This window comes from Arenibacter sp. F26102, from assembly GCF_023015865.1.
Lineage (GTDB): Bacteria > Bacteroidota > Bacteroidia > Flavobacteriales > Flavobacteriaceae > Arenibacter.
The window spans coordinates 28,150-48,679 of record NZ_JALKBC010000019.1; the positions used below are offsets into that span (position 1 = coordinate 28,150).

20 protein-coding genes are annotated in these 20,530 nt (G+C 38.7%); 8 read left to right on the forward strand and 12 right to left on the reverse strand.

Features of this window, described 5'->3' with window-relative positions:
- Window positions 1-1,419 (forward strand): efflux transporter outer membrane subunit, encoded by a 1,419-nt coding sequence (locus MWU78_RS20070; protein WP_247001153.1) that lies wholly within the window; start codon window positions 1-3, stop codon window positions 1,417-1,419.
- 550 nt (window positions 1,420-1,969) lie between these two features.
- Here MWU78_RS20070 and MWU78_RS20075 read toward each other — a convergent pair.
- From MWU78_RS20075 to MWU78_RS20085, 3 genes are read right to left on the reverse strand one after another with little or no spacing between them, the layout of a single operon-like run.
- The gene (locus MWU78_RS20075; RefSeq protein WP_247001155.1) at window positions 1,970-2,473 is read right to left on the reverse strand and encodes a YciI family protein; all 504 of its coding nucleotides are present in this window, start codon (window positions 2,471-2,473) and stop codon (window positions 1,970-1,972) included.
- Window positions 2,461-2,934, reverse strand: coding sequence for a CYTH domain-containing protein (locus tag MWU78_RS20080; RefSeq protein WP_247001157.1), 474 nt, complete (start codon window positions 2,932-2,934; stop codon window positions 2,461-2,463). The genes MWU78_RS20075 and MWU78_RS20080 overlap by 13 nt, the downstream gene beginning before the upstream one ends.
- A gap of 22 nt (window positions 2,935-2,956) precedes the next feature.
- Window positions 2,957-3,649 carry an NAD-dependent epimerase/dehydratase family protein gene (locus MWU78_RS20085; protein WP_247001159.1) on the reverse strand — a complete coding sequence of 231 codons (693 nt, stop codon included), beginning with the start codon at window positions 3,647-3,649 and terminating at the stop codon, window positions 2,957-2,959.
- Window positions 3,650-3,709: 60 nt separating this feature from the next.
- On the opposite strand from MWU78_RS20085, the gene dinB reads away from it, so the two are divergent.
- Entirely contained in the window at window positions 3,710-4,807 is a 1,098-nt protein-coding gene (gene dinB, locus MWU78_RS20090; protein ID WP_247001168.1) for a DNA polymerase IV, read from the forward strand.
- Between the two features lie 189 nt (window positions 4,808-4,996).
- Here dinB and pyk read toward each other — a convergent pair whose 3' ends face one another.
- The 5 genes from pyk to MWU78_RS20115 all read right to left on the reverse strand — a co-directional run bounded on the left by pyk (window position 4,997) and on the right by MWU78_RS20115 (window position 9,431).
- Window positions 4,997-6,439, reverse strand: a complete 1,443-nt coding sequence (gene pyk, locus MWU78_RS20095) for a pyruvate kinase (RefSeq protein ID WP_247001170.1) — start codon at window positions 6,437-6,439, stop codon at window positions 4,997-4,999.
- A gap of 4 nt (window positions 6,440-6,443) precedes the next feature.
- Window positions 6,444-6,908: an IPExxxVDY family protein gene (locus tag MWU78_RS20100; RefSeq protein WP_247001172.1), complete on the reverse strand. Its 465-nt coding sequence runs from the start codon at window positions 6,906-6,908 to the stop codon at window positions 6,444-6,446.
- 175 nt (window positions 6,909-7,083) lie between these two features.
- Window positions 7,084-7,827: a ribonuclease III gene (gene rnc, locus MWU78_RS20105; protein ID WP_247001174.1), complete on the reverse strand. Its 744-nt coding sequence runs from the start codon at window positions 7,825-7,827 to the stop codon at window positions 7,084-7,086.
- Between the two features lie 8 nt (window positions 7,828-7,835).
- The gene (gene fabF, locus MWU78_RS20110; RefSeq protein ID WP_247001182.1) at window positions 7,836-9,086 is read right to left on the reverse strand and encodes a beta-ketoacyl-ACP synthase II; all 1,251 of its coding nucleotides are present in this window, start codon (window positions 9,084-9,086) and stop codon (window positions 7,836-7,838) included.
- 111 nt (window positions 9,087-9,197) lie between these two features.
- Entirely contained in the window at window positions 9,198-9,431 is a 234-nt protein-coding gene (locus MWU78_RS20115) for an acyl carrier protein (RefSeq protein ID WP_008269813.1), read from the reverse strand.
- A gap of 159 nt (window positions 9,432-9,590) precedes the next feature.
- Between MWU78_RS20115 and MWU78_RS20120 the strand changes: the two genes are divergently transcribed.
- The 4 genes from MWU78_RS20120 to MWU78_RS20135 all read left to right on the forward strand — a co-directional run bounded on the left by MWU78_RS20120 (window position 9,591) and on the right by MWU78_RS20135 (window position 13,755).
- A complete protein-coding gene (locus tag MWU78_RS20120; RefSeq protein WP_247001184.1) occupies window positions 9,591-10,160 on the forward strand; it encodes a phosphoribosylglycinamide formyltransferase in 570 nt (189 codons plus the stop codon).
- Window positions 10,160-10,795, forward strand: a complete 636-nt coding sequence (locus MWU78_RS20125; RefSeq protein WP_247001186.1) for a ribonuclease H family protein — start codon at window positions 10,160-10,162, stop codon at window positions 10,793-10,795. Before MWU78_RS20120 ends, MWU78_RS20125 begins: the two co-directional genes overlap by 1 nt.
- 87 nt (window positions 10,796-10,882) lie before the next feature.
- Window positions 10,883-11,809, forward strand: a complete 927-nt coding sequence (locus MWU78_RS20130; RefSeq protein WP_247001188.1) for a PfkB family carbohydrate kinase — start codon at window positions 10,883-10,885, stop codon at window positions 11,807-11,809.
- 44 nt (window positions 11,810-11,853) lie between these two features.
- Entirely contained in the window at window positions 11,854-13,755 is a 1,902-nt protein-coding gene (locus tag MWU78_RS20135; protein ID WP_247001190.1) for an amidophosphoribosyltransferase, read from the forward strand.
- Between the two features lie 1,144 nt (window positions 13,756-14,899).
- Here the strand turns inward: MWU78_RS20135 and MWU78_RS20140 are convergent.
- Window positions 14,900-15,490: a carboxymuconolactone decarboxylase family protein gene (locus MWU78_RS20140; protein WP_247001192.1), complete on the reverse strand. Its 591-nt coding sequence runs from the start codon at window positions 15,488-15,490 to the stop codon at window positions 14,900-14,902.
- Between the two features lie 55 nt (window positions 15,491-15,545).
- Here MWU78_RS20140 and MWU78_RS20145 point away from each other — a divergent pair, with 55 nt between their 5' ends.
- Together MWU78_RS20145 and recJ are read left to right on the forward strand one after the other, a co-directional pair.
- Window positions 15,546-15,968 (forward strand): OsmC family protein, encoded by a 423-nt coding sequence (locus MWU78_RS20145; protein ID WP_247001194.1) that lies wholly within the window; start codon window positions 15,546-15,548, stop codon window positions 15,966-15,968.
- A gap of 162 nt (window positions 15,969-16,130) precedes the next feature.
- Entirely contained in the window at window positions 16,131-17,849 is a 1,719-nt protein-coding gene (gene recJ, locus MWU78_RS20150) for a single-stranded-DNA-specific exonuclease RecJ (RefSeq protein WP_247001196.1), read from the forward strand.
- Between the two features lie 155 nt (window positions 17,850-18,004).
- Here recJ and MWU78_RS20155 read toward each other — a convergent pair whose 3' ends face one another.
- The 3 genes from MWU78_RS20155 to MWU78_RS20165 are packed head-to-tail and all read right to left on the reverse strand — an operon-like array spanning window position 18,005 to window position 20,491.
- Window positions 18,005-18,772 (reverse strand): UDP-2,3-diacylglucosamine diphosphatase, encoded by a 768-nt coding sequence (locus MWU78_RS20155; RefSeq protein WP_247001216.1) that lies wholly within the window; start codon window positions 18,770-18,772, stop codon window positions 18,005-18,007.
- Between the two features lie 20 nt (window positions 18,773-18,792).
- Window positions 18,793-19,242 carry a 6-carboxytetrahydropterin synthase gene (locus MWU78_RS20160; RefSeq protein ID WP_187581398.1) on the reverse strand — a complete coding sequence of 150 codons (450 nt, stop codon included), beginning with the start codon at window positions 19,240-19,242 and terminating at the stop codon, window positions 18,793-18,795.
- A 40-nt stretch (window positions 19,243-19,282) separates the two neighbouring features.
- Entirely contained in the window at window positions 19,283-20,491 is a 1,209-nt protein-coding gene (locus MWU78_RS20165; RefSeq protein ID WP_247001198.1) for a histidinol-phosphatase, read from the reverse strand.
- Window positions 20,492-20,530 lie beyond the last annotated feature (39 nt).

Consider the following 20,530-nt stretch of genomic DNA (forward strand, 5'->3'; position numbering starts at 1 on the left):
ATGAAATCAATTATAAAACATAAAAGTTTAAGTAAAGGTGCACTTGTACTAGTAGTTGCAATCACATTACAAAGTTGTTTTGTGGCACGGGATTATGTAAGGCCAAATTTGGATATAGAAACCGAAAACCTTTATAGAACCGAAAACCTTCCAAAGGATAGTGTTTCTATGGCAGACGTATCTTGGAAAAACTTATTTACAGATCAATATCTTGAACAATATATAGAGGAAGGTCTGCAGAATAATATGGACATAAGAATCGCAATTCAGCAAATGATAGCTGCTGAAGCTTATGCAAAACAAGGGAAAGCAGGTTATTTGCCAACATTAAGTGTGGGGCCCAACTATACACATCAGGAATATTCGGAGAACAGTCAGTTTGGTTCTATATTTAGTGGAGGTTTGGATACTTATGATATTACTGCAAATTTATCTTGGGAGGCCGATATTTGGGGGAAAATAAGAAGTAATAAAAGAGCATCGCAGGCAGATTATCTACAAAGTGTTGCAGGACATCAGGCCGTAAAAACACAATTGATTTCCAGCATTGCCAATTCCTATTACAATCTATTGGCTTTAGATGCACAGTTGGAAGTAACAAAGCAAACCATAGCAACCAGGGAGAGTAGTGTAGAGACAATCAAGGCATTAAAAGATGCAGGTCAAGTAACCCAGGTTGCAGTAGACCAAAACATAGCGCAATACAATAGTGCTAGAGCACTACAAATAGATATAGAAACTGCTATTTTTAAAGCAGAAAACACTTTGAGTATTTTACTTGGCAAAGCACCTCAGGAGTTTAAAAGAAGTCGATTGGACAATCAAAGCATTGATCAGGAAATAAAGTTGGGCGTACCTGCAAGATTGTTAAGAAACAGACCGGATGTTATGGCTGCAGAATATGCTTTGATCAGAGATTTTGAATTGACCAATGTGGCCAATAGCAGTTTTTATCCGTCCCTTACCTTAACAGCTTCGGGAGGCTTACAAAGTTTGGAATTAGATAAGTTACTAAATGCAAACTCCCTATTTGCAACCGTAGTTGGTGGATTGACACAACCTCTTTTGAATCAAAGAAAACTAAAAACCCAAAAAGAAGTTGCACTTGCCAATCAAGAAAGTTCCTTATTGAATTTTAAGAAAACCTTATTGGTTGCAGGAAGCGAAGTGTCCAATGCGTTATTTTCTTATGAAGCGGAAACCAAGAAATTCGAGTTCAGAAAAAATGAAGCGGAAGCCTTGCGAAAAGCAGAAAGTGATTCTGAGGAGTTGTTAAAAAATGGTTACGCCAATTACTTAGACTTGTTAACAGCTAGACAAAGTGCACTGAGTGCTGAATTAAACCTTATTACCAATAAACTAACCCAATTATCGGCTACGGTAGAATTGTATCGCTCCTTGGGTGGAGGCTGGCAATAGAAGCCAAGTTTATAGGCAATGGAGAAACAGGAGGAATTTTTAGAATTCGCTATTTCCAAATTTTTAAAATATGATAGCAAACTATCTAAGGGTATTTCATAAGCAGGGAAGAAATTGTATAGGAAAGCCTCAAAGACCCATTGACCACAGTACAAAATGATATAACAGAGGCTATAAAAAATAAATAAACAACCCTATCCAAGGAATAATTATAAATTACAGGGTAGGGTTGAATAATCTTAAAAAGTTTAGTCCATCGCTTTTATAGGGACCACACAAATACTATCCCATAGCCAATGAACTTTGAAATGTATTTTGAGCAAATGAAATACATGATTGTATCCATGAGCAGTTGCAACAAACTTAAATCAAGGGCCAAATCAGAAAGAATGTGAATTTGGCACTTGCCTCCCAGATATAGTTAAGCAGATTGGAATATGTACTATTTTCAATCAACAATCTCTTTTACCAATACACCGATCCAGAACTATTGGAACACTTGATCATAAATAATTTTAGAGGTATGGTAACAGAAAGTTATGCCTCCAAACTATCTTAGTTTGAACCCCTTGGCAGCCCACCATGGGTGTATTTCAATGGCCAGCCTGCCCGATTTTACCATAGGATCCATATTGGCCAGACTATCTGCCATTTCTTGGGTTGGTACATTGTAGATAGTAATGCCACGTATGTCACCATCATCCCCAAAAGGACCCGAAATATCGGCATATCCTTCCTCGTACATTCTACCCAAATGGGCCAAATGTAAGGCTTGTAGACTGTCTGTCTCTGCCTTGGATTGGGAACGATTTGGTCCACTCTTTAAAAAGGCAATAAAATATTGCTGCATCAAAATGGTATCCTTGGTCTTTTCATCTATATAATCGAAGGTTTTAAATCCCTGCGATTCCAAACTCTTTTTTAATTTGGCCGTAGAAATTGCCTTTTCAGCCAATTGTGGCCCTACAGTTTCATCGGGCATTCCCCCGGAATCCTTACAGGACAACAACAACAGACATATTAGTATTATATAATATACATTTATTTTTTCCATGTCTTAAAAGGGTTTTTGCTCAGCTGTGAATTGTAATATTTGATATCTGAAGTTACTTCATCCCCCAACCATTGAGGTTTTAAAAAGTCCTCATCCTCATGTTCCAATTCAATTTCCGCTACTATCAATCCCGAATTATCCCCAAAGAATTCATCCACTTCAAAAATATGATTACCAACCTCAATATAGTATCTCAGCTTATCTATTACCCCGGGCTCCGACAATTTGATCAAGGCCTCCGCCTCCTTAACGGAAATTTCCTTTTCCCATTCAAACCGGGTGGTACCGCTACGGCTCCCCTTTCCCTTAACTGTCATATATCCCTTATCACCTTTGATTCTTACCCTAACCGTTCTTAATGGGTCCGTATTCAAAAAACCTTGTACAATTCTTTCGTTTTTAATAGCGTCTGATTTGAAATCTTCCGACTTCACTAAAAATTTACGCTCTATTTCTATCATTTATAAAAGTTGGTTATATAGCTTAATTTGAAAGCTTTTGGTAAATATTCTTAATTTCATGGGTTTGGATTCTGGCTTTTTCGTAGTTATTGTTCGCCAACCAAACCATAGCGCCTGCAATAACCTCTGGGTTAATGGTTCTGAACTTCACCAAAGGTCCAACCAGGATGAAATTGAACAACTTCATAAACTGTTTGGCGACCCATTCCCCCATTCGTTTCTCTTCTCTCTTTCCCCCTATTAACGAGGGTTGCAAAATATGGGTCTTAGGAATTTTGCAATTTAAGACGGCCTCTTCCATTTCCCCTTTTAGCCTATTATAGCTAACGCCACTTTTGGCATTGGCTCCCATAGCCGAGATGACCAGGAAGGTTCCAATCCCATTTATACTGCATATTTTAGCCGCCGAAACCGGTATCCCAAAATCTATCCTTCTGTACATTTCCGCATCGGGGGTTTTAGCTTTGGTTGTACCAATACAACAATAGACCTCATCAGCTAAAAAGTGGTTCTTAAAAGTTTCCAATTTCAAAAGGTCTCCTACATGTTCTTCCAATTTAGGATGGGAAAAACCGATTGCGGTCCTAGAAAAAATAATTATTTTTACATAGCGCTTATCGTGCAGCAACCGCTGTAATAAAAATCCTCCTGTAAGCCCGGTAGCGCCCAATATTATGGCCGATTTTTTGTCTACTTTAGATTGTACATTCTCCATTTATCATCTTTAACATTATTATTGGAACCCACTAGTGTTAACTTGTTATAAATTTACGGTATGAATTTGGATTTCCCGCAACGAAAAATAATCCATGTAGACATGGACGCGTTTTACGCCTCCGTAGAACAAATGGACGACCCTACCTTAAAAGGTAAGCCCTTGGCCGTTGGCGGGGCTGAAAAAAGAGGTGTTGTTGCGGCTGCCAGTTACGAAGCAAGAAAATTTGGAGTCCGTAGTGCCATGAGCGGCTATATGGCCAAAAAAAACTGCCCAGATTTAATTTTTGTGCCTCCCCGATTTGAGCGGTACAAAGAGATTTCCCTGAAAATTAGAAACATTTTTTACGATTATACAGACCTGGTGGAACCTCTTTCTTTGGACGAGGCTTATTTAGACGTTACCACCAACAAAAAAGGCAATCCCTCCGCTTCCCTCATAGCAAAGGAAATAAGACAACGTATCCTTTCAGAAGTAGGCCTAACAGCCTCCGCAGGTATTTCCATTAATAAATTTATTGCCAAGGTAGCCAGTGATTACAATAAGCCAAATGGCCAAAAGACCGTTAATCCAGAAGAAGTAATTTCCTTTCTGGAAGAATTGGAAATCCGAAAATTCTACGGAGTAGGCAAAGTTACAGCCGATAAAATGTATCAACTTGGTATTTTTACCGGTAAAGATCTTAAGGGAAAATCCATTGAATTCCTCAAGGAACATTTTGGGAAAAGTGGCGAATACTATTATCATGTGGTAAGGGGAATACACAACAGTGAGGTAAAGCCCAACAGAATCCCCAAATCGGTCGGAGCAGAACGTACCTTTGGCGAAAACCTGAGCAGTGAAATCTTTATGCTACAGCGATTGGAAAACATTGCCATGGAACTGGAGAAGCGGCTAAAAAAGGCTAAAATTTCAGGGAAAACGGTAACCTTGAAAATAAAATATAGCGATTTCTCCCTTCAAACACGAAGCAAGACCCTCCCCTATTTTATTGCTGAAAAATCTTTGATATTGGAAACTACCAAAGAATTGCTTTACCAAGAAAAAATGGAAAATTCTGTTCGACTATTAGGTATATCCCTGTCCAATTTAAATACGGAAAAGAATGAACCCTTGGAACAAAAAATACTTACCGTGCAATTAAGGTTCGACTTCTGACACTTAAAAATTCCCTTCGCCTGCCTAAACATATTGCACTCCAGACCCCATCTATAAAAGGGTTGATTAGTTAAAACATCGAATTTCAAAAATCCTAAATAATCAGAAATACGTTTCAAACCAATAAAAAGGACCTGTAAGATTTTAATATCCTACAGGTCCACTCCAATATTTTAATAAAATATATTTCTAAAAATTACGGCTTTCTATTTGTGAAACTCGTAAAGTATTCACCATCCCCTTATCTTTTATGGGCATAGCAGCCAAACTGATCAACATATCGCCTACCTCTAAAAACCCCTTCTGACAGGCGATCTTATTCACATCCTCAATAGTCTCGTCAGTGGACACATATTTGTCGTAATAAAATGCCTTTACTCCCCAAAGCAAGTTGAGCTGCGTAAGGATCCTTTTATTGGAGGTAAATACCAGGATATGGGCCTTTGGTCTCCAAGCGGATATTTGAAAAGCAGTATAACCACTATTGGTCAAGGTAGAAATTGCCTTGGCCTTAATTTCATTGGCCATATTGGCAGCATGGTAACATATAGATTTGGTAATATATCTATTAGTCCTAACCTGTGGCGGTTCGTGCGGTACCTTAATTAATTCTGAATTCTCAACACTAACCAGGATACTGGTCATTTTCTCTATAACCTGTACAGGATAATTTCCAACGGAAGTCTCTCCTGAAAGCATTACGGCATCTGCCCCGTCCATTACGGAATTGGCCACGTCGTTCACCTCTGCACGGGTAGGAGTAAGGCTTGTTATCATTGTTTCCATCATCTGGGTAGCAATGATAACAGGTATTCTTGCTTTTTTGGCCCTTAAAACCAATTGTTTTTGAATAAGAGGCACTTCCTGAGCTGGAACTTCAACACCCAAATCTCCCCTAGCAACCATTAATCCGTCACAATAGGCCACAATCTTATCGATGTTTTCTACGGCTTCCGGCTTTTCAATTTTTGCTATAATCGGGATTTTATGCACGGAATGTTCCTTAATAATATTTTGCAGGTCTATTAGATCTTGGCTAAATCTTACAAAGGAAAGTGCTATCCAATCCACATCTTGTGAAATTGCAAAAATAGCATCCTTAATATCCTTTTCCGTTAGTGCGGGTAATGAAATATTGGTGTTAGGCAAGTTAACACCCTTTTTGGACTTTAAAGGTCCCCCTTGGATAACTTTTGCCCTTACTTCATCCTTGGAATTGGTAGAAATCACCTCGAACATCAACTTTCCATCATCCAATAGAATACGCTCACCGGCTTTTACATCTCTAGGAAAATTGGCATAGTTCATATACACCTTCTCCGCATTCCCCTCAAAAGGCTTACCGGTTACAAAAGTTATTTCGTCCCCAGGAACAACGACCACTTCCCCGGCCATTACACCGACCCTTAATTTTGGTCCTTGCAAATCGGCAAGAATTGAGGTGTTAGTTCCTAATTCGTCATTTAATTCGCGAATCATCTTTATACGTTCTGCAACGTCTTTATAATCGGCATGGGAAAAGTTTACCCTAAAGACATCCACTCCAGCCTCAATCATGTTCTTTAGAACACTCTTCGTACTAGTAGCTGGTCCTAAGGTTGCTACTATTTTTGTCTTTTTGTTTGTTGACATTATTTTAAAATATTAAATTATTTTTAGATTTTAGTTTACAGGCATCCACTATATAAGCCGTTATGATCTTTGGGATTGCCAGTACCGACTTCAAAATTTCTTCTTCCACGTCAATTTCATCGAGTTCTATCTTTAAAAAATAGTCCACATCCCTGTATTCCGGAACCAAATGATATTTCGTAAATGAGGGTTGGTCTTGAAAAAGATTTCCTATACTTAATTCCTCTTCCTTTACATCATTATTGCTAATAAGTGTGAAATAGCGATCATTTACCTCGTCTCTCCAATCAAATATTGGGAACGATCCACTTTGTGATATCTCCAAATCGTTCACGGACCTCTTCAACTTCGTTTTTAGACAAGAATTAAGTGCATATACCAGCATATAATCTTCGATACTGCTGTGCAAAGCGATTAAAGTGAAAGTTTCTTCATAAAAATCTTCCGAAATTTTGTGTATCGCTGCCATACTTTCCGTGAAAGGCGTAAATATAGGATTAATAACGAAACCAGCCTATCCATTTTAGCTATAAAACGTTGTGAAACCTACGAAAACGTTGGAGTTAAACAAATTTTGATGTCAACTGTTCCATTGCCCAGTTTGCTTAACAAATTTTAACATTCATCCGTAAATTTCAGAATCTTTACTCTTTGGATTTATCCATTTTGTCCTGTAGGGCAAAGTAGGCTCTCTTGGACGCCCTTTCTTCAGCCTTCTTTTTGGAGGTTGCCCTGGCCTTGGCCACAATTTTGCCCCCAATCGATAATTTCACGGCAAAATGCTTAATTACATCATTACCTGTGTCCTCGTATATATCGTAATTAAAGGATTTTTTTTGTTTTTGGCACCATTCAATCACCAGACTCTTGTAGCTTATGACCTTACCTTCCAGTTGTTCTATATCCACATAGGGATCTATAATTCTTTTACTGATAAACTTTTCACAATATTTATACCCTCTGTCCAAATAGATAGCTCCTACCAGGGCCTCAAAAACGTTACCGTGAATATTGTCACCAAATCGGGATTTAGGAATTCTGCTCTCAACGAAATCGATAAGTTTAAGATCTTTCCCCAACTCATTGAGATGTTCCCTACTTACAATTTTAGATCTCATTTTGGTCAAATATCCCTCGTCGCCATCCGGAACCTTGCTGTATAAATGTTTGGAGATTATCGTCCCCAGCATTGCATCGCCAAGAAATTCCAAGCGCTCGTAGTTCATAGGGAAGCCATCTTTATCTTTTCTGTTGGCCGATCGATGAACGAACGCTTTTAGATAAATTTCCAGGTTTTTTGGCTTAAATCCTAATATTTTTTTCATTCCCAAAAAAAAATCCCCATCCTGTTTTGAATGGGAATTAAATAAATTGGAAAAAGCGTTCATATTTAGAATTAGCTTATTTTTTTAAATATCACACATGCATTATGTCCCCCAAATCCAAAAGTATTGCTCAGAGCAACTTTTACCTCTCTTTCCTGCGCCTTGTTAAGGGTCAGGTTTAATTTTGAATCAATATTTTCATCTACCGTTGTATGGTTAATGGTCGGAGGCACCAAACTGTGTTCCATTGCCAAAATAGAGGCTATTGCCTCAATGGCGCCGGCTGCACCCAAAAGATGCCCTGTCATTGATTTGGTGGAGTTAATATTTATATCCTTTGCATGATCGCCAAAAACCTTGCTAATAGCCTTTAATTCGGCAACATCGCCTAAAGGAGTAGAAGTACCGTGAGTATTAATGGCATCCACATCCTCCGGTTTTAATCCTGCATCCTTTAAGCAATTTTCCATTACGCGCACTACCCCAATTCCGTCAGGATGAGGCGCCGTCATGTGATAGGCATCACTGGACAAGCCACCACCTGCAACTTCGGCGTAAATTTTCGCCCCTCTTGCAATAGCATGCTCATATTCCTCAAGTATTAAAGCACCAGCTCCTTCTCCAAGGACAAATCCGTCCCTAGTGGCATCAAATGGCCTAGAAGCCGACTCTGGACTTTCATTACGTGTAGAAAGGGCGTGCATGGCTCCAAAACCTCCCATCCCGGCTATGGTAACGGCTGCCTCACTACCTCCTGTAACAACAACATCACAATACCCCAAACGAATAGTGTTCAAGGCATCAATAATAGCATTGGCGGAAGATGCACAAGCAGAAACCGTCGTATAATTGGGACCCATAAAACCGTGCTTTATGGAAATATTACCAGGTGCAATATCTGCAATCATTTTTGGGATAAAGAATGGATTAAACCTTGGTGTACCGTCTCCTGCGGCAAAATTTAAAACTTCGTTCTGAAAAGTTTCCAATCCGCCTATACCAGCTCCCCAAATTACTCCAACCCTAAATTTGTCTATCTTATCAAGATCCAATCCTGAATCTTTAATGGCTTCATCAGAAGAAATTAGCGCATATTGGGCAAACCTGTCCAACTTTCTGGCCTCTTTTCTATCAAAATAATCTTCTGCATTATAGTTTTTTAATTCACATGCAAATTTTACTTTAAACTTCTCCGTATCATAATAAGTAATGGGTGCAGAACCACTTTTTCCGCTCTTTAAACCTTCCCAATACTCTTCAATATTATTGCCAATAGGTGTCAAAGCACCTAGACCAGTAACTACAACTCGTTTTAATTGCATTGAACTAAATTTTTGTTTAACTTAATAAGTTAGGTGTAAATTAAAAAAAATTATCCATGCAGCGTGTTTACCACATGGATAATTTTGAAACTTGTTCAAGAAATCATAAAATTACTTGGCTTCTTCTATATAACTTATAGCTTGACCAACTGTAGCAATGTTTTCTGCTTGATCGTCTGGAATTTGAATATCGAATTCCTTTTCGAACTCCATAATCAACTCAACAGTATCCAATGAATCTGCCCCTAAGTCGTTGGTAAAGCTAGCCTCTGTAACAACTTCATTCTCGTCAACACCTAATTTATCTACGATGATAGCTTTTACTCTTGATGCAATGTCTGACATAATAATATCGGTTTTAAAAATTTAAATTGATGGCAAAAATAAAAAACTTTGGTTTAATAACACTATTTGTCGTTAAAATGTGATGTAATTTAATAAAATTAAATACAAGAGTGCTATTTTAGCCCAAAATAATTTTCTGTCCTAACCCCAAAAAATTACATGAAAAGTATTGTCCTATTTGCTTCTGGCTCTGGTTCCAACGTTGAAAACATAGTTCAGTATTTTCACACAAATCCTGAAGTCTCCATTAGCTGCGTACTTTCCAATAAAAGGGACGCCAAAGTTTTTGAAAGGTGCAATAGGTTAAAAATTAATGCTTTATATTTTAATAAACATTCCTTTTATAATTCGGACTGTGTTTTAAATGTCCTTAAATCCCTAAGTCCAGACCTTATAGTGTTGGCAGGATTTCTATGGAAAATCCCAGATAACCTCATCAATAGCTACCCAAATAAAATTATTAACATTCATCCCGCTCTACTTCCCAAATATGGCGGTAAAGGAATGTACGGCATGCATGTACATGAATCGGTAAAGGTCAATAACGAATCCGAAACAGGTATAACCATCCATTATGTAAACGAAAATTACGACGAAGGTGCCATTATTAAGCAGGCAAAAGTTGCTTTGAACCCGAACGACACCCCTGAAATGATAGCAGAAAAGGTTCATCATTTGGAATATGAACATTTCCCCAAAGTAATAGAACAGGTATTAATGGGGAAATAATGGCCAAAAAGGATAAATTTTATACGGTTTGGAAAGGGAGCCGTCCCGGTATTTACACCAGTTGGAAAGACTGTAAGGCAGCAATCACCAATTATAAGGGCGCACAATATAAATCTTTCCCCACCTTTGAAGCAGCAAAAAAAGCCTTCAATGGCAATTATGAAGATTACAAGGGCAAGAAGATCGGTACCTCCACGCTGAGCAAAGAACAATTACGTAAAATTGGCGAACCCAATTATAATTCAATTTCTGTAGATGCCGCCTCCAGTGGAAATCCAGGTATAATGGAATACCGAGGGGTGGACACAAAAACCAAAAAAGAACTTTTTAAACAAGGTCCATTTAGGCAAGGCACCAATAATATAGGTGAATTTCTGGCATTGGTTCACGGACTTGCCTTTTTAAAACAACAGAATAGTGATCGAATAATATATACGGATTCCAAGACAGCGATGAGTTGGGTCCGAAAAAAAACATGTAATTCCAAATTGCCCGAGACTCCCGAAAACAAAGTGGTTTTCGATCTTGTACGGCGTGCCATTGCGTGGCTGGAAAAAAACACCTACAATACTACCATAGTTAAATGGGAAACTAAGGCCTGGGGTGAAATTCCTGCAGATTTCGGAAGGAAATAGTCATATAATCATTTTTTGAAATTTGATTTCCAATGCTATGGAATTAGTAGTTCAAAAGCCTATCTTTGCAGCAAATTTCAAAATTTAATGGGCAAACTTTTAATTGTAGGCACCGTTGCCTTTGACGCTATAGAAACCCCTTTTGGCAAAACCGATAAAATCTTGGGTGGGGCAGCCACATTTATAGGTTTGGCAGCCTCCCAGTTTAAAGTTAAATCTGCCATCGTTTCTATTGTGGGCGAAGATTTTCCACAGGATTATTTAGATTTGTTGACCGCCAAAAATATTGATATTTCTGGCCTACAGGTCATTAAAGGCGGCAAAACTTTCTTTTGGAGTGGAAAATATCACAACGATCTTAATTCCAGGGACACCCTGTCCACAGAATTAAACGTTCTTGCCGACTTCAACCCGGTAGTTCCAAACAATTTTAAAGATGCCGACGTATTAATGTTGGGAAATTTACACCCTGACACTCAATTGAGTGTAATTAATCAGATGGAGGAACGACCAAAACTAATAATTTTGGATACCATGAACTTTTGGATGGACCATGCCCTTAATGAGTTGAAAGCAGTAATAAAACACATAGACGTTATCACCATTAACGATGAAGAAGCCAGACAGCTTACCAATGAGCACTCCTTGGTAAAAGCTGCGGAGAAAATTCATGAAATGGGCCCGAAATTTGTAGTAATAAAAAAAGGAGAACACGGAGCCTTGTTATTTCACAAATCAAAGGTATTTTTTGCGCCAGCATTGCCATTGGAAGAGGTTTTTGATCCAACCGGAGCTGGTGACACCTTCGCCGGAGGATTTGCCGGATATTTGGCAGAGTCGGAAAACATTAGCTTTAACAATTTAAAAAGTGCAGTTATCCACGGTTCCAACTTGGCTTCATTTTGTGTTGAGCGTTTTGGGACACAAAGAATGGAAAAATTAGAAAAGAAAGAGGTAAACAATAGGTTGCTCCAGTTTAGGGAGCTGACCCAGTTTGATATTGAATTACAATAAATATATGCCCTAGTCTAACAGGGCATTTTTAATTTAAAGTTACCATGAGCGACGCTATTAAGCATGAATGTGGAATTTCCTTGATCCGGTTATTAAAACCGTTGGAATATTATCAAGAAAAGTACGGGTCTGCCTTTTATGGGGTAAACAAGATGTACTTAATGATGGAAAAGCAGCACAACCGCGGCCAGGATGGTGCCGGTTTTGCTAGTATTAAATTGGATATGGAAGCCGGCGAGAGGTATATGAGTCGGGTAAGATCTATAGACCAGCAGCCCATACAGGACATTTTTGCCCAAATAAATGAACGTATAAACACTTCATTTAAAGAAAATCCGGAATACGTAAACGACGTAGCCAAACAAAAAAAGCACATACCTTATATTGGGGAAGTACTTTTGGGACATGTACGATACGGTACTTTTGGCAAAAACAGCATAGAAAGCGTACATCCCTTTTTAAGACAGAACAATTGGATGCATCGTAACCTGATCGTTGCCGGTAATTTTAACATGACCAATGTTAATGAACTTTTCGACAATCTGATTCAAATAGGGCAACACCCCAAGGAAAAGGCCGATACCGTAACGGTAATGGAGAAAATTGGACATTTCTTGGACGATGCGGTAGCCCAGCTCTATAAGGACATAAAAAAAGAAGGTTTTAATAAAAGGGAAGCCTCACCAATAATTGCCGAAAGATTAAATGTTGGCAAAATTTTAAGAAGAGCGGCAAAAAACTTTGACGGTGGCTATGCCATGGCAGGTATGTTGGGGCATGGTGATTCATTTGTACTTAGAGATCCAGCAGGAATAAGACCAGTCTATTACTATCAAGATGACGAAATTGCCGTGGTTGCCTCAGAAAGACCAGCAATACAGACGGTTTTCAATGTTAGTTTCGAAGATGTTAAAGAACTTGATCCAGGACACGCCATTATAATCAAAAAAAATGGCAAGGTTAAATTCAAGAAAATTTTGGACCCTACCGAAAGAAAGGCCTGTTCATTTGAACGTATTTATTTCTCCCGGGGAAGCGACAAGGAAATCTACCAGGAAAGAAAGATGTTGGGAAAATTGCTTTTTCCATTGATCTTGAAGTCCATAGATGACGATATTAAAAATACTGTATTTTCATATATTCCCAATACTGCAGAAACCTCCTTTTTCGGAATGGTAATCGCGGCACAGAATTACATGAACAAGAAGAAAGAAGAACAGATACTTTCTATTGGCAGAAAAATAACAAGGGAAGAACTTCATGAGATCTTGGAAGTAAGGCCCAGGATAGAGAAAGTGGCCATAAAGGATGCCAAACTCCGGACCTTTATAACTCAAGACAGCAGTAGGGACGATTTGGTTGCCCATGTTTATGACATTTCCTATGGATCTGTGAAGGAAAATGACAATTTGGTTATCATAGATGATAGTATAGTCCGTGGAACAACCCTCCAAAAAAGTATTCTTAGAATTCTTGACCGACTATTGCCCAAAAAAATAATTGTCGTCTCGTCCGCCCCTCAAATCCGTTACCCAGATTGCTACGGAATAGATATGGCCAAACTGGAAGATTTTGTTGCATTTAAGGCCGCTTTGGCCCTACACGAAGAAAGAAATACAATGCACCTTGTAGAGGAAATCTATAAAAAATGTTTGAAGCAAACCAATACACATGATTCGGAAGTTGTTAATTATGTGAAGGAATTCTACAAACCTTTTACCGCTGATGAAATTTCCGATAAAATTGGTCAATTATTAAGTCCTCCTGATATTAAAGCAGAGGTTCAGATTATATATCAAAACATTGAAAACCTTCATGAAGCCTGCCCAAAAAACTTGGGGGACTGGTATTTTACAGGAAATTATCCTACTCCAGGAGGCAACAGGGTGGTAAACAGGGCGTTTATCAACTTTTTTGAAGGCAAGAACGAACGGGCATATAATTAATTTCATCGATGAAGCGTAGGTTTTTATGCACTTCATCGATGAAATACACTCTTTAACGTAATTTTGATCAAAAACCTGCCGTGCACATGTACTTTAGCATTGCCATAGCATAAGTAGGTTAAGTTCATGGTAAGATTTGGGGCAAAAAAGGTGGAGACTTCTCCACCTTTTTTATTGGATCAAATTAAGATTCCTTTTATACCTATGTAGTATATCCAGCATTTCCTACTGTTTATCGAACAAGCTGTATTTCAACTTATTAAAGAGACATTCATCTAAAACCTTTTCCCCCCAGCTTTGATTACTATACTTTTGGAGGACCATAGCATAAGTAGGTTAAGTTCATGGTAAGATTTGGGGAAAAAGGTAGAGCTATGCTCTGCCTTTTTATTTTAAGTAAAGTGAGTATTATGAAGGAGGTAAGAATGGATCAGGAACAATTGTTGTGTTTATGAAAAAATTGGGATTAATTTGATCAGTCGTGTTTTTTGATCAATAGTTTTAATTAATAGGAGCAATTTAGTAAAACCAATGATTAAATTATTCTTTCATTTTCTTTGCTTGTCCAAAGAAAACGAAACAAAAGAAAAGACCCTTCTTCGCTAGGTGGCCCCTAAAATCTCTGGATTTTAAGGAGCGATGCCATGGCCTAAATTATTTCCAAGGCTTCAATAATTCTTAACGGCCATGCCATCTCCACGACGGAAGAAGAACGACCGAACCAAAGACCTTGAGGACAATGCCCAAAGATATTTAATAACGGAAAATGACTTATCCTAACATGAAGATCGACGGAACGATAGGACCAGCCTATTTTCAATTTCGTCTTAAATCAAGTGGTTTCCACATTGGGTTCAGGTAGCTGTCCAAAGAGCATTTCACCTTAGTGAAAGCGGCCTGGAAGGTGCGGCTGTGGAAATTGCGTAGATTCAGAGAAATTTAAAATCAGCCTAGCGTTTTTTGGTTCGTTTTTTGGGCGATGCAAAAAATGAACAGAACACAAACTTGAGATAGTAAATTATAACTTTTTCTAATTCACACACAACTTTTGGGATTGATCCCAAATTGGACCTATCAAGGCTTTATACAAAGCAGAATGAGTTTCATTTAGCAGTTAAGTATTTTCATGCCTAAAATCTTTCCTCTAAACATGCTTTCCCTTTTCCCAGCCATATTTTTCCAAATAATGTTTTCCACTCTCAATTGCCCCTTCCTCCAAGTGGGTGGCCATGGTATCATTCCACCTATTTAGAAACCCAAAGAGAGAAATAACTCCCAACATTTCTACAATTTCGCCTTCATCCCAGTGCTTGTATAATTCCTTCTTTATTTTTGGATTCATAGTATTGGGTACTTGCGAAGCCGCCAATGCAAAATCTAGTGCCGCACGTTCGGCCTCAGAAAATGCCTCATGTGTTTTATACTCCCAAATATTATCCAATTGCTCTTGATCTGCTCCGTAGCGCTCTGCAGCCCTAATGGCATGTGCCTGACAATAGCGACATCCAGTGGCATTACTACTTACCCAGGCCATCATTCGTTTTAAAGCGGAGCTAACCCTGCCCTCATTTGCCATAACCGCCATGTTGAGACCAATAAAGGCCTTGGAAATAGCAGGTCGATGTTGCATTGTTAATACAGAATTGGGACAGAAACCCAGAGTTTCATTAAAAAACTCAGCCATCTTTTTTGTCTCTGAATCATGATCGGCATCTAAAGGATCTACAAGGGACATGGTTCGTGAATTATGTGTATTTTTGACCTATACAAGTAACGAAAAAAACACCTACATGACAAATCAAATCACCACCAAATGGCTTGGCAATATGGCCTTTGAAAGCAACAATCCTTCCGGGAATAACCTTGTTATAGATGTAGCTCCTGAAAATGGCGGAGAAGGCATGGGATATAGACCCAAGGCACTTATGTTAACTGCTCTGGCCGGTTGTTCTGGACTGGATGTAGCTTCACTTATTAAAAAAATGAAACTTGAGGTAGAAGAGTTTAGAATTGAAACTATTGCCAACCTAACGGAAGTGGACCCCAAGTATTACGATAAGGTATTAATAGAATATCATTTTAAGGGTATTAACCTGAATGAAAAAAAATTGCAACGGGCAGTTGACCTTTCGGTTGAAAAATATTGTGGGGTAATGGAAATGTTCCGACAATTCTCGAAAATGGAGATTAAAACATATTTCAATAAAGAGTAAGATGAGACCAAAATAGTGGAACGCCATTCTTACTTGAATTTTAAAAAAGGAACCCTTATCTACGACCTCTCCCAATTGCCTAAAATACGCTACTATATAAAAGTTGTTATTGACGGCAAGGAAATGTTTAAAAAATAGAATTAGGCTTAAGGAATAATTGCCATGCGCTGGACCATTAAACCAAAACCCGAACAAGCACAAATAGATGCCTTAGCGACTACGCTACAGGTAGAGCAATTGGTAGCTCAATTATTATTGCAGCGTGGCATTACCAACTATGAAGATGCCAAGAGGTTTTTTAGACCACAGCTTTCGCACTTGCACGATCCCTTTTTAATGAAGGATATGGACAAGGCTGTAGCACGGATAGAAAAGGCAATAAGCCAGAAGGAAAATATATTGGTATTTGGGGACTACGATGTTGATGGCACAACTGCAGTTGCCCTGGTTTCGTCCTATTTGGAAGACTCTTATCCAAACGTGGCCACCTATATCCCAGACCGCTACATTGAGGGTTATGGAGTTTCCTATCAAGGCATAGATTTTGCCGAGGACAATGGATTTTCCTTAATAATTGCTTTAGATTGCGGAGTAAAAGCGATCGACAAAGTTGCCTATGCCAAGGAAAAAGGGATCGATTTTATTATTTGTGACCACCACAGGCCGGGAAAAACTTTGCCCGATGCTGTAGCCGTTTTGGATCCAAAAAGAGCAGATTGCACTTATCCTTATGACGAACTGTGCGGCTGTGGGGTGGGATTTAAACTGATACAGGCGCTAGGTAGTAAAAAAGGGGAGACTACCGAGGATTTAATTCCGTATCTAGATTTGGTAGCTACCGCTATCGGGGCAGATATCGTCCCAATTACAGGGGAAAATAGGGTTATGGCCTATTGGGGGCTTCAGGTAATAAACCAAGAACCCAGGGTTGGATTTAAGGCCATTATCAATCAGATAAAAAAACAAGTCCTTACCATCACCGATGTAGTGTTTATTATTGCACCGCGAATTAATGCCGCAGGTCGTATGGAGCATGGGCAGCACGCGGTTAACCTCCTTAAAGAAACCGATTTGGAACGAGCGGAATTTTTTGCCGCAGAAATAGAGAAATACAATACGGACCGAAGAAATCTGGATCAAGAAATTGCAAAGGAAGCTCTACTTCAGATTCAAGAAAATAAGGAAGAAGAAGGTTTTACCTCGGTAGTCTATAAGGAAACCTGGCATAAGGGAGTGATCGGAATTGTTGCCTCGCGACTAATTGAAACATATTACAGACCCACTTTGGTTTTTACAAAGAGCGGCAACAAATTGGCGGCATCTGCAAGATCTATTAAAGGTTTCGATGTGTATGAAGCCTTGGAGGGCTGCTCGGAAACCATTGAACAATTTGGAGGACACATGTATGCCGCGGGACTTACCCTTCTTGAGGAAAATTACGAAGCCTTTAAAGCTAAATTTGAGGAAGTGGTTTCCAATACCATGGACCCCAATTTACTATCACCCGAAATTATGGTGGATGCCATAATTAGCTTAGATCAAATTACCCCTAAATTAATGCGGATCATAAAACAATTTGCCCCTTTTGGACCAGGAAATTTGACTCCAGTCTTTATGGCAGAAAATCTTAAGGATACTGGTTACGCAAAAGTAGTTGGCCAGGAGGGAAAACATCTAAAATGTAAACTTTTTGATAAAAATAGTGGCTCCAAAAGGGCTTCAATTGATGCAATTGGATTTAATTTAGGTCAGAATTTACCCACAATTACGAATACATCAGTAAGTGCCGTTTTTTCTTTGGATGAAAACGAATGGCAGGGAAGTATATCACTTCAAATGAAGTTAAGGGACTTAAAAGAGCACATTAGTTATCAATATTAAATTATTAATAACTTTTAATTATTAATAAATACTATCGTTAACAGGCCCTGATTGCAAACTACAGTAAGAAATAGGCTACAATTATTTTTGTTTGACCCAACTTTACCATTTTTTCAATTTTCGTTACAGTTTCTTTTAAAAGCACCCTTCTAATTTCAGCTTACAGTGGCCTCAAATTTTTTCAGGGACAAGGTAGAACCATCAAATTCGCCATAGGTAAAATAAGAAATCCAATCGCCCAAATTTACATAGGTAGATTGATCGTTCAAGGAGATTTCCAAAGGCAGGTGCCGATGCCCAAAAACGAAATAATCATAGTGCTGCTGCTCCAATTTCCGCTTGCAATATTGCACCAACCATTCGTTTTCCTCCCCTAGAAATTTAATATCCTCATCGCCCGAAATCATTTTGTTCTTTACGGAAAGATATTGAGCCAATTTTACACCAAAATCTGGATGTAACCAATTGTAAAGCCATTTGGAAACCGGATTGGTGAAGACTTTTTTCATTCGCTTATATCCCTTGTCACCAGGTCCCAGACCATCACCATGCCCTATTAAAAAAGATGTTCCGTTTAAAAGAAAGGACTCTGGTCTATGAAATACGGGAATATTCAACTCATCTTCAAAATATCCGTTCATCCATAAATCATGGTTGCCCACAAAATAATAAACGGGAATCCCCGAATCGGTAATTTCCGCAAGTTTACCCAACGTTCGTGTAAATCCCTTAGGCACCACCGTCTTATATTCGAACCAAAAATCGAACAGATCTCCAAGGAGAAAAATAGCGGCAGCATCCTGTTTTATGATATCCAACCATGCCACAAACTTTTTTTCGCGAGGAAAACTGAGGTCTTTGGTAGGAGCTCCCAAATGATTATCACTGGAGAAGTAAATCTTTTTGCCCTTGGGAACGTCAATAGTTTTCATTCTGGGCCTTTTTAATTATCAGAAGCATACCATTCTGCAAAGGAGGTATCGGTTTCTTGAAGCTTAAGAGAATGTAAGCTGATATTTTTCGGCAATCTGGCCATAATTTTATCTGCAAAATCCAAAACCATATTTTCACTTGTAGGCTGGTAATCGGCCAATATTACATTGTGCCCCCTATCCGTTAATTCTTGGGCCAATTCCACATGGGGTGTATTTTTGTTAAAAACCGTGGCATGATCAAATTGGTCCACAATTTCTTCCTTGACAATTTTCTTTAAATCCCCAAAATCTATAACCATTCCCAATTTAACATGGGCCGTATCTGTAATGGGCCGGCCAATTACGGTTACGGAAAGTTTATAACTGTGGCCATGTACATTTCTACATTTCCCGTCATAACCGTACAATGCATGTCCAGTTTCAAAATTAAACTGTTTGGTAATCCGAATGTTGCCCATAATATTTATTTGGACTGCAAAGGTAATTTATTCTTGGAAACTAATCGTTGAGCACGGGTTGTGTCCAAGCTGATTCATATTTTATATCCTCAATTGGATTTTCTTGAAGTTTTGAAGAAGTAATTTTACTTCTAACAAAGAGAATATCGTCTGTTATTTCAAAATTGGCGGTATTAGCTTCAACAGATTTCAACTCCTTGACTTCTGTTTCCCCTTTAAGGCAGCCAAGAAAGCTTATGGTATATTTAACTCCTGTTTCCGGCTCTACTTCCACCTTCAAATTTTTCTTTCCAGACTCCAAGGCTTTGAGTGTAACCCCGGTTGTAGAATAAAAATTCCCCTTTTCCATGGCCTCTATTAATGAAGGCGCGGACAAGGTGTCGGCCTGCACCATCACCCAACCCCTGCCGGAATTACTCCATTTATGTCCCATCTTATGGTAATTGTGCGAGTCATCTGTTGCCAAACCATACATAATGGGCTTTTTACTTTCGATATAGGAAATATTAATCTGGTCCCACATTTCCTCTGTAGAAATATGAGTTGAATCTCCCATATTGTGAACCATGGGATGACCGTTATACACCTCAAAAAAACGCTCTCCCTTTAAAGATATCATATCTTCCAAGCTTATACTGTAAAAAAAGTTGGGGTGATTAATATGGGGCATAATTGGCACTCCCGTTTCTTTACGTTGTTTAAGTACAGCGTTTAGATTGTTTTGCATGACATCGGATATACTGTTGCCTCCCTGGGGATCTATCTTTTCCTGAATATTGGTTGCATTCATATGAACGTGCTTGTCCTCATATCTGTCCGTAATTTCCTCCGAATGAATCACCAAAAATTCTCCCGCCTTTTCAAACAGATTGCTATATTCCGCATAGGTCTTTAATTTCACCTCCACTTTTCCTGAGTCCATTTTATAATCTACCCAATCCTCACCATAGGTTTCCAAATATTTCCTAAAGCTATTTTGATAAATGGAATCCTCCCGAACCTTTATCCACTTCTCCTCCATGGAAATGGTATTATGATCGGATAGGGCTATAAATTGATAGTCGTTGGACTTGTACCAATCCAAAATAGTCTCAGGAAACTCGTCCCCATCACTCCAAAACGAATGGGTATGCAAATTTCCCTTATACCACCTTTTATTCCCGGTTTTATCCGCGCTTTTATTATCATCTCCACAACTTCCCAGTACGAAAGCTATAGTCAACAAAATGGACGGCAAAATGTATTTCATATATTCAGTTGTTTGGTATTTGAATTTCAAAAGTTAATG

Bases quoted from the DNA above. Each gene is read 5' to 3' on its own strand.
- MWU78_RS20070 (WP_247001153.1), top strand. From the start codon at position 1: ATGAAATCAATTATAAAACATAAAAGTTTAAGTAAAGGTGCACTTGTA.
- MWU78_RS20145 (WP_247001194.1), top strand. From the start codon at position 15,546: ATGACAAATCAAATCACCACCAAATGGCTTGGCAATATGGCCTTTGAA.
- recJ (WP_247001196.1), top strand. From the start codon at position 16,131: ATGCGCTGGACCATTAAACCAAAACCCGAACAAGCACAAATAGATGCC.
- MWU78_RS20140 (WP_247001192.1), bottom strand. From the start codon at position 15,490: ATGTCCCTTGTAGATCCTTTAGATGCCGATCATGATTCAGAGACAAAA.
- MWU78_RS20100 (WP_247001172.1), bottom strand. From the start codon at position 6,908: ATGGCAGCGATACACAAAATTTCGGAAGATTTTTATGAAGAAACTTTC.
- MWU78_RS20160 (WP_187581398.1), bottom strand. From the start codon at position 19,242: ATGGGCAACATTCGGATTACCAAACAGTTTAATTTTGAAACTGGACAT.
- MWU78_RS20165 (WP_247001198.1), bottom strand. From the start codon at position 20,491: ATGAAATACATTTTGCCGTCCATTTTGTTGACTATAGCTTTCGTACTG.
- rnc (WP_247001174.1), bottom strand. From the start codon at position 7,827: ATGAACGCTTTTTCCAATTTATTTAATTCCCATTCAAAACAGGATGGG.
- MWU78_RS20130 (WP_247001188.1), top strand. From the start codon at position 10,883: ATGGGCAAACTTTTAATTGTAGGCACCGTTGCCTTTGACGCTATAGAA.
- MWU78_RS20080 (WP_247001157.1), bottom strand. From the start codon at position 2,934: ATGATAGAAATAGAGCGTAAATTTTTAGTGAAGTCGGAAGATTTCAAA.
- MWU78_RS20085 (WP_247001159.1), bottom strand. From the start codon at position 3,649: ATGGAGAATGTACAATCTAAAGTAGACAAAAAATCGGCCATAATATTG.
- MWU78_RS20135 (WP_247001190.1), top strand. From the start codon at position 11,854: ATGAGCGACGCTATTAAGCATGAATGTGGAATTTCCTTGATCCGGTTA.
- dinB (WP_247001168.1), top strand. From the start codon at position 3,710: ATGAATTTGGATTTCCCGCAACGAAAAATAATCCATGTAGACATGGAC.
- MWU78_RS20125 (WP_247001186.1), top strand. From the start codon at position 10,160: ATGGCCAAAAAGGATAAATTTTATACGGTTTGGAAAGGGAGCCGTCCC.
- pyk (WP_247001170.1), bottom strand. From the start codon at position 6,439: ATGTCAACAAACAAAAAGACAAAAATAGTAGCAACCTTAGGACCAGCT.
- MWU78_RS20115 (WP_008269813.1), bottom strand. From the start codon at position 9,431: ATGTCAGACATTGCATCAAGAGTAAAAGCTATCATCGTAGATAAATTA.
- MWU78_RS20120 (WP_247001184.1), top strand. From the start codon at position 9,591: ATGAAAAGTATTGTCCTATTTGCTTCTGGCTCTGGTTCCAACGTTGAA.
- fabF (WP_247001182.1), bottom strand. From the start codon at position 9,086: ATGCAATTAAAACGAGTTGTAGTTACTGGTCTAGGTGCTTTGACACCT.
- MWU78_RS20075 (WP_247001155.1), bottom strand. From the start codon at position 2,473: ATGGAAAAAATAAATGTATATTATATAATACTAATATGTCTGTTGTTG.